Below are 13,648 nucleotides of genomic sequence, written 5' to 3'. Positions count from 1 at the left end.
CCCTATTCCTCAGGCACTTCGCGCTCGATCTCGTCGAGCCAGATCCGTGCGGACATGTCCGACGGAGCGCGCCAATCGCCGCGCGGGGACAGCGCCCCGCCGTGCGAGACCTTGGGACCGTTGGGCAGTGCCGAGCGCTTGAACTGGCTGAACGAGTAGAACCGTTGCACGAACACTTGTAGCCAGTGCCGAATCTCTTTGAGCGAGTATGACGGCCGCTTGTCCTCGGGGAATCCCGGCGGCCAGATACCGCGATCCGGATCGCTCCAGGCATGCCACGCCAAGAACGCAATCTTCGACGGGCGAAACCCGAAGCGCAACACCTGGAACAGCGAAAAATCTTGCAGCGCAAACGGTCCCACCTTGGCCTCGCTGCTCTGCAACTCCTCCTCTTCGCCGCTGGGCACCAATTCCGGGGTGATCTCGGTGTCCAGCACCGACTGCAGCACGTCGGTCACTTCCGACTCGAACTGGCCCGAGGAGATAACCCAGCGAATCAGGTGCTGGATCAGCGTCTTGGGCACGCCGCCGTTGACGTTGTAGTGCGACATCTGGTCACCGACTCCGTATGTCGACCAGCCCAGCGCCAACTCGGAGAGATCACCGGTGCCCAGCACTATTCCGCCGCGCTGGTTGGCCAACCGGAACAGGTAGTCGGTGCGCAACCCGGCCTGGACGTTCTCGAAGGTCACGTCGTAGACCTTCTCCCCGTGCGCAAAGGGGTGATCGATCTCCTTGAGCATCAGCTTCGCGGTCTCGGTGATGTTGATCTCGTTGAACGTGACGCCCAGCGCGCGGCACAGTTCGATCGCATTGCGTTTGGTGCGATCGCCGGTGGCGAACCCCGGCAGCGTGAACGCGAGAATGTCGCTGCGCGGCCGGTCTTCTCGGTCCATCGCGCGAGCCGCGACGATCAGCGCGTGCGTCGAGTCCAGCCCGCCGGAGATCCCGATGACCACCTTGGGAAAGTCCAACGCGCGCAACCGTTGTTCGAGCCCGGCAACCTGGATGTTGTAGGCCTCGTAGCAATCCTGTTCCAGCCGTTGCGGATCGGCCGGGACGAACGGGAACCGCTCGACCTTCCGGAGCAGTCCGATGTCGCCGGCCGGCGGGTCCAACCGGAATTCGACGGGCCGGAACGAGTCTGACGACAGGCGGTGGTGACGCCGGTTGTCGTCGAAGGTCCCCATCCGCAGCCGTTCGGATCGGAGCAGCTCGATATCGATGTCGGCGACCGAACGGCGCTCGCCCTTGGGGAAACGCTCGGAATCGGCGAGCAGCACCCCGTTTTCCCACACCATGGTCTGGCCGTCCCAGGCCAGGTCGGTCGTCGACTCGCCCGCTCCGGCCGCGGCATAAATGTAGGCCGCCAGGCAGCGCGACGACGCCGAGCGGGCGAGCAGGCAGCGGTCCTCGGCACGGCCGATCGTGATGGGGCTGCCGGACAGGTTGGCCAGCACCGTCGCACCCGCCAGCGCGGCCTCGGCGCTGGGCGGCACCGGCACGAACATGTCCTCGCAGATCTCGACATGCAGCACGAAGCCGGGCACGTCGGATGCTGCGAACAACAGATCGGAACCGAACGGGGCCTGCAGCTCGCCGATTCGGATGGTGCCGCGCTCGTCGTCCCCGGGTGCGATTTGACGACGCTCGTAGAACTCCCGGTAGGTCGGCAAGTACGACTTGGGCGCGACGCCTAGCACGCTGCCGCGGTGAATGACGACCGCGGTGTTGTAGATGCGATGGCGATGACGCAGCGGCGCGCCCACCACCAGCACCGGCAGCAAATCCGTGGAGGCCGCGACGAGGTCCAGCAGTGCCAGCTCGACGGCATCGAGCAACGAGTCCTGCAGCAGGATGTCCTCGATGGAGTAGCCCGACAAGGTCAACTCCGGGAAGACGGCCAGCCCGACGCGGTCGTCATGGCATTCGCCGGCCATCCGCAGCACCGAGGCGGCGTTCGCTGCCGGGTCGCCGATCGTGGTGTGGTGTGTGCAGGCGGCGACCCGGACGAAACCCTGGCTGTAGGCGTTGTAGAAGTCCATCGGCCCTCCATTCTCACCGGCTGGTGTCAACGCCGGGTCGTCGGGTATGAACACTCCCATGAGCGACACCGCGGTCCTGGTCATCGACATGCTCAACACCTATGAGCATGACGACGCCGAAGATCTGATACCCAATGTCGCCAAGATCATCGATCCGCTGGCCGATCTGGTCGGACGCGCGCGCAAGTCCGACCGTGTCGACCTGGTGTACGTCAACGACAACTACGGCGATTTCACCGCCGAGTTCTCCGACATCGTCCGTGCCGCGGTCGACGGCGCACGCCCTGACCTGGTGAAGCCGATCGTTCCGGCGGGAGGGAGCCGATTGCTCACCAAGGTTCGCCACAGCGCGTTCTATGCCACGTCGCTGGCGTATCTGCTGGGCCGTCTCGACACCAAGCGAGTGATCCTGACCGGACAAGTCACCGAGCAGTGCATCCTGTACTCCGCACTGGACGCTTACGTGCGCCACTTCCAGGTCGTCGTTCCGACGGATGCGGTCGCCCGCTTGGATCCTGAGCTGGGCAAAGCCGCGCTGAAGATGATGGAGCAGAACATGTCTGCCGAGCTCACGACGGCCGCAGACTGCCTGGGATAGCCTCGATCAGGTGACGGTTGGCTGCGCGGAATCGCCGGAGTTGGTGGCGCTGCTCGCCGGTCGCCGGATCGCGGTGCTGACGGGCGCGGGGATATCGACCGACTCCGGCATTCCCGACTATCGGGGTCCCGATTCGCCGCCCAGCAATCCCATGACGATCCAGCAGTTCACCTCCGACCCGCTGTTTCGGCAGCGGTACTGGGCGCGCAACCACGTCGGCTGGCGACGGATGGACGACACCGAGCCCAACGCCGGTCACCGGGCACTGGCCACGCTGGAGCGCGCCGGACTGGTGACGGGTTTGATCACCCAGAACGTCGACCTGCTGCACACCAAGGCGGGCAGCCGAAACGTCGTCAATCTGCATGGCAGCTATGCACGGGTGATCTGCCTGGATTGCGGGCACACCATGAGCCGGGCCGCGCTCGCCGAAGAGCTCGAGGCAATCAACCCGGGCTTCACCGAGCGTGCAGAATCCATCGGCGGGCTGGCGGTGGCCCCCGACGCCGATGCCGTTGTCGCCGACACCGGCTCGTTTCGGTATCTCGACTGCCCCGCCTGCGGCGGCACGCTCAAACCCGATATCGTGTACTTCGGCGAAAGTGTTCCCAAAGACCGTGTGGCCCAGGCCTATTCGCTGATCGATCAAGCCTCGGCGCTGCTGGTCGCGGGCTCGTCGTTGACGGTGTTCTCCGGCTACCGGTTCGTCCGTCATGCGGCGGCCCTTGGCATGTTGATCGCCATCGTCAACCGGGGCCGCACTCGCGGCGATGACTTGGCCACGGTCAAGGTGGACGGTGGCTGCTCGGAGTTGTTGGCATTGCTCGCCTCCGAGTTGTCAGGCGCTGTCCTGTATTAATCCCGGCCACCAAAAAGTGGGCCATGTTGCCGTCTCCGATTCGATAGCGCCGGTGGTATCACGGAATCGCTGGCGTTATGTCCCCCGCGACGTTGACGGCCTCGGCTTTGTCAGGACGGTTAGAAGATGCAGGGCATACTACGAATGGCGTGGATGAAATTGCCGGTGACGTACGTCGGCTCGCCCGCCTCGATATCGGGCACCTGCCGCAACAGCTCGCCGAAGATGGCACGCAGTTGCGCCCGGGCAACATGAGCCCCCAGGCAGAAGTGCACTCCGCCACCGCCGAAACCCACGTGCGGGTTGGGGCTGCGGCTCAGGTCGAAGCGCTCCGGGTGGTCGAACGCCTCGTCGTCGCGATTGCCGGACGCGTAGAACATCACTACCTTCTCACCGGGACGGATGGTTTGGCCGCCGAGCTCGAAATCCGTTGTGGCCGTGCGGCGGAAGGTCATCACCGGGGTGGCCCATCGAATGAATTCCTCGACCGCGGTTCCGATCCGGTTGTCAAAATCGTCTCGTAGCCAAGCCCTTTGGTCACCGAAGTCGGTCAGCGCTTTCAACGCGTGGCTGGTGGTCTGACGCGTGGTGTCGTTTCCGGCCACGGCAAGTAACACGAAGAACGCGGCCACCTCCGCATCGGTCAGCCGGTCACCGTCGACTTCCGCATTGACCAAACTGCTGAACAGGTCGTCGCCGGGATGATCGCGACGCTGTGCGGCCAGCGACCCGGCGACTTGGTGCAAGTAAATCTGATTCTCGAACGCGACTTCGAGCGGATTGCGGCCGTTCAGGAAGTCAGGGTCCTCGAAGGACACCAGCGCATCGGCCGCATGTGCCACCTGTTCACGCTCGGATGCCGGAATCCCCACCATGTCCGACAGCGTCCGCATCGGCAGCTGTTTCGCGCAATGTTCCACGAAATCGGCGCCGCTGCCCGCTGCCCTCAGCTCCTCGACGATGGTCTTGGCGTTCTGGGCGATCGATTCCCCGATGCGGCGCACCTGCCTGGGTGTGAACGCGGCGTGGGCGAGCTTGCGCAGCTTGGTGTGCCGCGGTGGGTCCATCGCCAGAAATGACTGCGACGCCTCGAGCAACTCCTCGGGATAGTTCTCGAACATCACTCCCTTGCCGGAGATGAACACCTCATTGTTGCGGCTCACCGTGACGATGTCGGAGCGACGGGTGACGGCCCAATAACCCCGGTCGGTCGGATCGGGCAGCATCGCGTCTTCGAACGGAGGATGCCAGCTCACCGGGCGCTCGGCGCGCAAGACGGCAAACGCGCATTCGCGGTCGGCGGCCGTCGTCGACCAGAACGCACGCGCGGAAAGGCCTATCGGGTCGTAGCTGCGGCTGTCGCCGGACAGCCCTGTCGCCTCGGTCATGCAGGCGACTTTATGTCTAGACATAGTGTCTAGTCAAGATGTAAATCCACGGGTTATGCTGAGCAAATGCCGTCGGTCACCCGCAAGCCCCAGGCGAACCGCCAGCAGCGCCGGGAAAACATGGAACGCCGCCTACTGGAGGCGACCGAACGACTGATGGGCGACGGCACCAGCTTTACCGAACTCAGCGTGGATCGGCTGTCGACGGAAGCCGGCATTTCGCGCGCCAGCTTTTACATCTACTTCGAGGACAAGGGCCACCTGCTGCGTCGGCTGGCCGGCGAAGTGTTCGCGGAGTTGGCCAGCGGCGCAGAACGCTGGTGGACCGTTGCGGGACGACACGATCCGGCCGACCTGCGTGCCGCGATGGCCGGGATCGTCGCCAGCTTTCGCCGTCACCAACCGGTGCTCGTCGCGCTCAACGAAATGGCCGCGTATGACCCGTTGACCTCGCAGACCTATCGCGATCTGCTGACCGAGATTTCCGCACGCATGGCCGAGGTGATCAAAGCCGGCCAGGCCGACGGATCGATCCGTCCCGAACTGCCCGCGGCCACCACGGCCGATGCCCTGGTCTGGATGGTCGAGCGGACGTGCCAGCAGAACCTGCCTAACCGGCCACCCGACTATGATGACGAGCTAGTGCGTACGTTGACCGAAATCGCTTGGGGCGGACTGTATCTGAAGTCGGCTTCGGCGTCATGACGCCGAAAGGTCAACGTGCCCTGCGCAGCTCGGCGACGAAGCGCCGGCCCTGGTTGTCGGTCACCTGCCAGGAGTAGGGCCCGATGTGCTGGGAGTAGCCCAGCATCTGCACGGCGGCGCGGCCGTCTTGCTCGACGCGGATGCCGTCGACCCGCAGGCCGTGGGATGTCGTGAGTGCCCACATGGTGACTTCCTTTTCTCGCTTGCTGTTGAGAAAAGGGTCGGGGACGACGCTGCAAGGATTCTCTACGAATTCTTGGAGCTAGACGGCCACCAGGTCGTCGGCGTGCACCGCTGGGCGGCGCAGCTCGCCGGGCAGTTCAAAGCTCGACCGGCCCATCATCGATGCGAGCTCCGTTGCGTCGTAGGCGACCACGCCCCGAGCGACCATGGCCTCGTCGGGTCCGCGCAATTCGACGACATCGCCGGCCGAGAACCCACCCGACACCCCGGTGATCCCCGCGGGCAGCAACGAGCGGCGCTGCCGCACCACTGCGCGCACCGCCCCTTCATCAAGCGTCAGCCAGCCGGCGGCGTCCGCCGCGTAGCGCACCCAGAACCGTCGTGCCGACATCCGGTCGGACCGCGCCGCGAACACCGTGCCCACCGAGGCGTCGGCCAGCGCGGTTCCGGCGTCAGCCGCGGCGGCCAGCAGCACCGGCACGCCCGCATCGGCAGCCAGCAATGCCGACGACACCTTCGACGCCATCCCGCCCGTGCCCAGATGGCTGCTCTGCCCGGCCACCACATCAGCCAGGTCAGCCGGTCCGCTCACCTCGTCAATGAACCTGGCCTCCTTGTACTTTCGGGGATCGGCGTCGTAGAGGCCGTCGATATCGGACAGCAGCACCAACGCATCCGCGCCGACCAGGTGGGCCACCAGCGCCGAAAGCCGGTCATTGTCGCCGAACCGGATTTCGTTGGTGGCCACCGTGTCGTTCTCGTTCACGATCGCGACCGCATGCAGTGCCCGCAACCGGTCCAGGGTGCGCTGAGCGTTGTTGTGCTGCACCCGCATCGAAATGTCGTGCGCCGTCAGCAATACCTGTCCCACCGTGCGGCCATAGCGCGCGAACGCCGCGCTCCACGCATTCACCAGCGCCACCTGCCCGACGCTGGCCGCTGCCTGCTTGGTCGCCAAATCGGTTGGGCGCTTTGATAATCCGAGCGGCTCGATGCCCGCCGCGATCGCGCCCGAGGACACGATGACGACGTCGGAGCCCGCCTTCATGCGTCGCTCGATCGCGTCGACCAGACCGGCCAGTCGGCGGGCGTCGAACATGCCGTTCGGCGTTGTCAGCGCGGTGGTGCCGACCTTGACGACGACGCTGCGCGCGGTCCGGATGGCTTCGCGGTGAGGACTGTTCATGAGCGCCGCTCACGGCGCCGGCGACGGGCCTCCTTGCGTTCGGCGGCGCCGACACGATCGCTGCTCTCCAGGCGGGTGTCCGTGCCGCGTCCGGACAACGCGACATCGACACCTGCGGGCGTCTGCGGTTCCCAGTCGAAGGTCATCTCGCCGATGGTCACCGCGCAGCCCGGTTGCGCGCCCAGTCGCAGCAGCTCGTCCTCAACGCCCAGCCGGGCCAGGCGGTCGGCGAGATAGCCGACGGCTTCGTCGTTGTCGAAATCGGTCTGGCCGATCCAGCGCTCGGGCCGAGTGCCGCTGACCACGAAACCGCCGTGGCCGTCGGGCTCGACGGTGAAGCCGCTGTCGTCCACCGGGACCGGCCGCAGCACCGGTCGTCGGGCCACCACGGGCGGACGTTGCGCGTTGTAGTCCGAGATCATCTTCCACAGCGCAAAAATCAACGGCTGCAAGCCTTCTCGGGTGGCCGTCGACACCAGAAACACCGGCCAACCGCGTGCGGAGATGTCGTCGCGGACGAACTCGGCGAGCTCGCGGGCCTCCGGTACGTCGACCTTGTTGAGTACGACCGCCCGGGGTCGCTCGGCCAGATCACCCAGCGTGGCGTCCCCTTGCAAGGTGGGTGTGTAAGAAGCCAGCTCGGCTTCTAGCGCATCGATGTCCGAGATCGGGTCGCGACCGGGTTCCGCGCTGGCGCAATCCACGACATGCACCAGCACCGCGCAGCGCTCGATGTGCCGTAAGAAGTCCAGGCCCAGGCCGCGGCCCTGCGCGGCGCCCGGGATCAAACCGGGCACGTCGGCGACGGTGAATGCGTGCTCACCCGCGGATACCACCCCGAGGTTGGGAACCAACGTGGTGAACGGGTAGTCGGCGATCTTGGGCTTGGCCGCCGAGATCACCGACACCAGCGAGGACTTTCCGGCCGACGGGAACCCGACCAGCCCGACATCGGCGACGGTCTTGAGTTCCAGGGTGAGGTCGCGGGACTGGCCCGGCTCGCCGAGCAGCGCGAAGCCCGGGGCTTTGCGGGCGCGCGATGCCAGCGCGGCGTTGCCCAGGCCGCCGCGCCCCCCGGCGGCGGCTACGAAGCGGGTGCCGGCGCCCACCAGGTCGGCCAGCATGCGGCCGTTTTCGTCCAGCACGACGGTGCCGTCGGGCACTTTGACTTCCAGGTCCGCGCCCGCGGCGCCGTCGCGGTTGGTGCCCATGCCCTGTTTGCCCGACGGCGCGACGATGTGCGGACGAAAGTGGAAGTCGAGCAGGGTGTGCACCTGCGGGTCGACCACGAACACGACGCTGCCGCCGCGGCCTCCGTTGCCGCCGTCCGGACCACCCAGCGGTTTGAACTTCTCGCGATGAACGGAGGCGCAGCCGTTGCCGCCCGAACCCGCACGCGCGTGAACGACCACGCGATCGACAAACCGGGGCATCGGGATCCTCTTTTACAACCCGTCTCGCTCGCCGAACGTGCAGCTACTGCGAGATTTGCCGCGAATTATCGCAGTGGCTGCACGCTCGGCGATGCTTCAGTCGGCCGGCGCGACGATGCTGACGGTCTTGCGTCCGCGCTTGACGGCGAACTCGACGGCTCCGGACTCCTTGGCGAACAAGGTGTCGTCGCCGCCGCGACCGACGTTGACGCCCGGGTGGAACTTGGTGCCGCGCTGCCGGACCAGGATCTCGCCGGCCTTGACGACCTGACCGCCGAACCGCTTGACACCGAGCCGCTGAGCTGCGGAATCACGACCGTTGCGGGAGCTGGATGCGCCCTTTTTGTGTGCCATATCTGTCGCCTCCGCTACTTGATGCCGGTGACCTTCAGGACCGTCAGCTGCTGACGGTGTCCCTGCCGCTTGTGGTAGCCGGTCTTGTTCTTGAACTTGTGAATCCGGATCTTCGGGCCCTTGGTGTGCTCGAGTACCTCGCCAGTGACCGCGACCTTGGCCAGCGCCTTGGCGTCGGTGGTCACGGTGGCGCCGTCGACGACGAGCGCGACCGGCAGCGACACCTTGGCTCCCGGTTCGGATTCCAGCTTTTCGACCTTGACCACGTCTCCGACGGCGACCTTGTACTGCTTGCCGCCAGTCTTGACGATTGCGTAGGTCGCCATCGTTGCTCCTGCCTTAACTCTGCTCAGCTCTCGCGCGCGGGCCAGCGGGCCGTGCGCGTGGGTGGATCTTTTTGGCGGGTCCGTATCTCCCGCTCGCCGGCCTGAACGCTATTCGCCCAGCCTGACGACAACTGTCCAAGGGTACGTGACCAGCGGCTACAGGGTCAAACCGCCGAGGCGACCGTTATATGCGCCCCGGCATACCGCCACCAGCGTGAATGCCACCACCGATGTGCTCGTCGGGGATGCGACCACCGATGTGCTCGTCAGGTATTCCGATGTGCTCGTCAGGCATCCCGCCGAATGGGTCTCGCGGCGGTTCGGCCGGCGGCGCCTCGATCGGCGGCGCCGCGGGCGAGGCTGCCTCGATCGGAGGGGCAGCAGCCGGTGGCGGAGCATACGGGCCGCCGGCGCACACCGGGTCGGCAGGCATAGAGATGCATTTGAGATCGGCCGGACCGGTGGGGCCACCAGGACTGCCGAGACCACCGGGAGCGGCGTAGGGGCCGCCCTGACACTCGGCTGCCCACGACATCGTCACGCATCGGGGATCATCCGGCCCGGTGGGGAGGCCGGGATCGGGGTCGTCGAGAAAAGCGCGCGTTCCGTAGCCGGTCGTCGCGTTTGCCGGGCCGCTCGCAGCCGCCACGGCTATTCCAAACCCGATGAATGCTACGGCCAGAGCGCTTTTCGTTACCAAGCCGCGGACTGCCGAAGCCATCGCCCCCCTCATTCATCACTCCTCACGTGTGCGCCCAACGAGCCGCGTGGGCGTTTGCCGGTACCGATGCAACGCAGCCTATGGTCTCACGCGTGGGCTGCTTATGGGGCGAAACAGCGAGGTTGCCGTTGCGGATGGGGAGCTACCGGGATTTGCTAATCCGCGTGGATCGGCGGTCCGGCCGGCCTGCCCGCCACGCGCCGCCGGCGCGGACGCTCGGCTACGGACGCGGAATCCGCGGCAACAGCGGGCGGATCGGCGTCGGAGTCCTCGTCCGAATCGGAATCCGATTCCTCCAAGTCGAGATCGTCGTCGAGGTCCAGGTCTTCGTCGTCGTCGAGCTCGTCGCCGAGGTCCTCCTCGTCGTCCTCGTCGTCGAGCTCGTCGACGTCTTCGGCGTCCTCGTCCTCTGAGTCGTCTTCGTCGTCGGTGTCTTCGTCGTCGGTGTCTTCGTCGACGTCCAGCTCGTCGGTGTCGTCGAAGTCCTCCCGGTCGGTGTCTTGCAGGACCGGCACTTGCGTCGACTCGTCGGCCGCAGCTGTCGCGGCCTGTGCGGACTCGCCGGACTCCCCATCGCCACGATTCGCCCCCAAAGCACCGGATGAGCCGGCGGCCATCGCCTTGAACATCGGATGCTCGCCGGGAGCGTGAGCGGGCACCTTGGCCACAACCGGTTGGTCGGAGGTCTCGTCAGCGCGGCCTTTCTTCGACCGCCTGCCGCGCCGACCGCCGGAGTCGGACTTGCGGCCGCCGGCCGCGGCCGAATCGACCGGGTCGCCATGCAGCAGAATCCCCCGGCCGCCGCAGTTCGGGCACGAGGTCGAGAACGCCTCGATGAGCCCGGTTCCCAGTCGCTTACGGGTCAGTTGGACCAAACCCAGCGAAGTCACCTCCGACACCTGGTGGCGGGTACGGTCGCGGGCCAACGCCTCGGTCAGCCGACGCAGTACCAGGTCGCGGTTGGACTCGAGGACCATGTCGATGAAGTCGATGACCACGATGCCGCCGATGTCGCGCAGCCGCAGTTGGCGCACGATCTCCTCGGCCGCCTCGAGATTGTTCTTGGTCACCGTCTGCTCGAGGTTCCCGCCGGAACCGGTGAACTTGCCGGTGTTGACGTCGATGACGGTCATCGCCTCGGTCCGGTCGATCACCAAGGTGCCGCCCGACGGCAGCCATACCTTGCGCTCCATCGCCTTGGCCAGCTGCTCGTCGATGCGGTGCACCGCGAACACGTCAGGGCCGGGATGCCCCTCGGAAGACTCGGCCGGCTCGTATTTGGTCAGTTTCGAAACAAGTTCGGGCGCAACAGAATTCACATACTGGTTGATGGTGTTCCACGCCTCGTCACCGGAAACGATCAAGCCCGCGAAGTCCTCGTTGAACAAGTCACGGATGACCTTGACCAGCACGTCGGGTTCTTCGTACAACGCGATCGCGGCACCGGCGGCTTTTTCCTTGGTCTCGGCCGCCTTGGCCTCGATCTGCTGCCAGCGCTCCTGCAGCCGCGTGACGTCGGACCGGATGTCCTCCTCTTTGACGCCCTCGGACGCGGTCCGGATGATCACCCCGGCGTCGGCCGGCACTACCTCACGCAGGATCTCCTTGAGCCGTTGGCGCTCGGTGTCGGGCAGCTTGCGGCTGATCCCGGTCGATGACGCGCCAGGGACGTAGACCAGGTAGCGGCCGGCCAGGGACACCTGCGTGGTCAGGCGTGCGCCCTTGTGCCCCACCGGGTCCTTGCTGACCTGCACCACGACGTAGTCGCCGGGTTTGAGGGCCTGTTCGATCTTTCGATCAGCACCGCCCAGGCCAGCGGCCTCCCAATTGACTTCACCGGCGTACAGCACGCCGTTGCGCCCGCGGCCGATGTCGACGAACGCCGCCTCCATCGACGGCAGCACATTCTGCACGATGCCGAGGTAGATGTTGCCCACCAAGGAAGCGGATGCCGCCGACGTCACGAAATGCTCGACCATGATGCCGTCCTCGAGCACCGCGATCTGGGTGTACCGGGCGCCGGGATGCGGCGGCTCGGTGCGAACCCGATCGCGCACCACCATGACCCGCTCGACCGCTTCGCGCCGCGCCAGAAACTCGGCCTCGGTCAGTACCGGCGGGCGGCGCCGTCCGGCGTCACGACCGTCGCGGCGGCGCTGTCGCTTCGCCTCCAGCCGAGTGGAGCCGTCGATGCCCTTGATCTCGCTGCTCGCCGAGCCCGCCGAGCCGTTGCTGTCGTCGGCCTTGCCGCCGGACCGCGGCGTCCGCTCGTGCACCACCGTGTTCGGCGGGTCGTCGGGTGCCGGGCCGTCGTCGCCGTCGTCACCGGACCCCGACTTGCGACGCCGGCGCCGGCGCCGGCGTCGGCTGCCCGCCTCCGCCGAACCGTTCTCGTCGTCGCCGTTTTCCGCGTCTTCGGCATCGTCGGAGTCTGACCCTTCGGCGTCCTCGGCGTCGGAGTCACCGCCCTTCGCGTCGATCTCGTCGCCGCCCTCGCCCGCGTCGGACGATCCGTCGGCCCCGCCCTGTTCGCCCCGCCCGCGACCGCGACCGCGACGGCCACGACGACGTCGCCGGTTGGCCGGTCGATCGGCCTGTTCGTCCTCGTCGTCGTCGGAGTCGTCGGCAACGTCGACGGCTTCGTCATCGTCCTCGCTGGTGTCGGCGCCGCGGAAGTCATTGGCCGCTACCGGTTGCGGCGCGACGAACAGCGGCATGTAATGCGGCCGCTCCGCCGCTGTCTCCAGCATCAGCCGCGATTCCGGCTCTTCGGGTGTGCCGGCCTCGACGGCCTCGTCTGGCGGGCTCTCGGGGCTTGCCTGGGGTTCGTTGGCCAGCAGCTCGCGCACCCGGGCGGCATCGGCGCGGTCCACGCTCGAGTGCGCGCTGCGGATCCGTCCATCGAGAGCACTCAGCGCATCCAGCACCCGCTTGCTGGTGGTTCCCAGGGTTCGGGCCAGGGAATGGACTCTCAGGCGGTCCGGCAGTTCCTCGTCCGGTGTCTGCTCGTTTGCTGCTTCTGAAGATGGGGCACCGTCTACCACGTATTCTCCTCAAGCCCCCGGGCGCGTCCGAGCGACGCGGCCACGCGAGGGCTTCGCTATGGGCCCGGGTCACTTCTCCCGGGCTTGTGATGGTCTCGCGCCGAGCAGCTCAACAGAACCCACTCGGCGCCGTGCTGAATGATGGCTCGGCATGCCGCGCCGCATCACGAATGGCGATGGTCGCGCTTGTCTAAGTCTTCATTCGGGCAGGACGCCGGTCCGGCGACGTTCACCCGCCAATCAGTATCCCACATCACTGAGCCGGGTCATCCAGTTGTGACTCTGGGGCTGCAGCGGCCGCGCCGGTGTGCGCTTCCGACGCGGCTAGACCTCGGGAAACCACAGCGCGATCTCGCGCTGTGCCGATTCGGCCGAATCCGACCCGTGCACCAGGTTGAACTGCGTCTCCAGCCCGAAGTCACCGCGAATCGTGCCGGGCGTGGCCTTGTCCACCGGATCGGTACCACCGGCGAGTTGCCGAACGGCCGCGACCGCTCGAGTTCCCTCGACGATGGCCGCCACGACGGGGCCGGACGTGATGAACTCCAGCAACGAGTCGAAGAAGGGCTTGCCCTCGTGCTCGGCATAGTGCCGGCTCGCCAACTCCCCGCTGACATGTCTGAGCTCCAGCGCGGCGATGTTGAGGCCTTTGCGCTCGATCCGGCTGATGATCTCGCCGATCAGCCGCCTTTCGACGCCGTCCGGCTTGATCAAAACCAGGGTCCGTTCGGTCACGGCGCACAGCGTACCGGTCCCGCGGGTACGTCGCGGATTGAGACTGCGGCCAGGGCTGGTGCACCCGCGGA

General features: G+C 66.5%; 13 protein-coding genes. 3 read left to right on the top strand and 10 right to left on the bottom strand.

The window, feature by feature from the left end:
• Positions 1-2 precede the first annotated feature (2 nt).
• The gene (locus AC5Y2L_RS06940) at positions 3-2,045 is read right to left on the bottom strand and encodes an NAD(+) synthase (protein WP_499934291.1); all 2,043 of its coding nucleotides are present in this window, start codon (positions 2,043-2,045) and stop codon (positions 3-5) included.
• A gap of 58 nt (positions 2,046-2,103) precedes the next feature.
• Between AC5Y2L_RS06940 and AC5Y2L_RS06935 the strand changes: the two genes are divergently transcribed.
• Together AC5Y2L_RS06935 and AC5Y2L_RS06930 are read left to right on the top strand one after the other, a co-directional pair.
• The gene (locus AC5Y2L_RS06935) at positions 2,104-2,643 is read left to right on the top strand and encodes a cysteine hydrolase family protein (RefSeq protein WP_499934075.1); all 540 of its coding nucleotides are present in this window, start codon (positions 2,104-2,106) and stop codon (positions 2,641-2,643) included.
• 10 nt (positions 2,644-2,653) lie between these two features.
• Positions 2,654-3,502, top strand: coding sequence for an NAD-dependent protein deacetylase (locus AC5Y2L_RS06930; RefSeq protein ID WP_499934073.1), 849 nt, complete (start codon positions 2,654-2,656; stop codon positions 3,500-3,502).
• Between the two features lie 119 nt (positions 3,503-3,621).
• On the opposite strand, the gene AC5Y2L_RS06925 is transcribed toward AC5Y2L_RS06930, so the two are convergent.
• Positions 3,622-4,890, bottom strand: coding sequence for a cytochrome P450 (locus tag AC5Y2L_RS06925; protein ID WP_499934071.1), 1,269 nt, complete (start codon positions 4,888-4,890; stop codon positions 3,622-3,624).
• Positions 4,891-4,956: 66 nt separating this feature from the next.
• Between AC5Y2L_RS06925 and AC5Y2L_RS06920 the strand changes: the two genes are divergently transcribed.
• On the top strand, positions 4,957-5,595 hold the full coding sequence (locus AC5Y2L_RS06920) for a TetR/AcrR family transcriptional regulator (protein ID WP_499934070.1): 639 nt from the start codon (positions 4,957-4,959) through the stop codon (positions 5,593-5,595).
• Between the two features lie 10 nt (positions 5,596-5,605).
• On the opposite strand, the gene AC5Y2L_RS06915 is transcribed toward AC5Y2L_RS06920, so the two are convergent.
• The 8 genes from AC5Y2L_RS06915 to ndk form a co-directional block, all read right to left on the bottom strand.
• Positions 5,606-5,779: a hypothetical protein gene (locus AC5Y2L_RS06915; protein ID WP_499934068.1), complete on the bottom strand. Its 174-nt coding sequence runs from the start codon at positions 5,777-5,779 to the stop codon at positions 5,606-5,608.
• A 78-nt stretch (positions 5,780-5,857) separates the two neighbouring features.
• Positions 5,858-6,964, bottom strand: coding sequence for a glutamate 5-kinase (gene proB, locus AC5Y2L_RS06910; RefSeq protein ID WP_499934067.1), 1,107 nt, complete (start codon positions 6,962-6,964; stop codon positions 5,858-5,860).
• Positions 6,961-8,397 carry a GTPase ObgE gene (obgE, locus tag AC5Y2L_RS06905; RefSeq protein ID WP_499934065.1) on the bottom strand — a complete coding sequence of 479 codons (1,437 nt, stop codon included), beginning with the start codon at positions 8,395-8,397 and terminating at the stop codon, positions 6,961-6,963. Before obgE ends, proB begins: the two co-directional genes overlap by 4 nt.
• A 96-nt stretch (positions 8,398-8,493) precedes the next feature.
• Complete coding sequence (gene rpmA / locus AC5Y2L_RS06900; RefSeq protein ID WP_499934064.1) at positions 8,494-8,751, bottom strand: 50S ribosomal protein L27; 258 nt, start codon at positions 8,749-8,751, stop codon at positions 8,494-8,496.
• A 14-nt stretch (positions 8,752-8,765) separates the two neighbouring features.
• The gene (gene rplU, locus AC5Y2L_RS06895; protein WP_499934063.1) at positions 8,766-9,077 is read right to left on the bottom strand and encodes a 50S ribosomal protein L21; all 312 of its coding nucleotides are present in this window, start codon (positions 9,075-9,077) and stop codon (positions 8,766-8,768) included.
• 184 nt (positions 9,078-9,261) lie between these two features.
• Positions 9,262-9,798 (bottom strand): hypothetical protein, encoded by a 537-nt coding sequence (locus AC5Y2L_RS06890; RefSeq protein WP_499934061.1) that lies wholly within the window; start codon positions 9,796-9,798, stop codon positions 9,262-9,264.
• A 155-nt stretch (positions 9,799-9,953) separates the two neighbouring features.
• Positions 9,954-12,842, bottom strand: a complete 2,889-nt coding sequence (rne, locus tag AC5Y2L_RS06885; RefSeq protein WP_499934059.1) for a ribonuclease E — start codon at positions 12,840-12,842, stop codon at positions 9,954-9,956.
• 324 nt (positions 12,843-13,166) lie between these two features.
• Positions 13,167-13,577: a nucleoside-diphosphate kinase gene (ndk, locus tag AC5Y2L_RS06880; protein ID WP_499934057.1), complete on the bottom strand. Its 411-nt coding sequence runs from the start codon at positions 13,575-13,577 to the stop codon at positions 13,167-13,169.
• Positions 13,578-13,648: the final 71 nt, after the last annotated feature.

It is taken from the genome of Mycobacterium sp. NGS66, assembly GCF_059812225.1.
The sequence above is the reverse complement of the archived record's forward strand: the minus strand, read 5'-3'. Positions and strand labels throughout refer to the sequence as shown.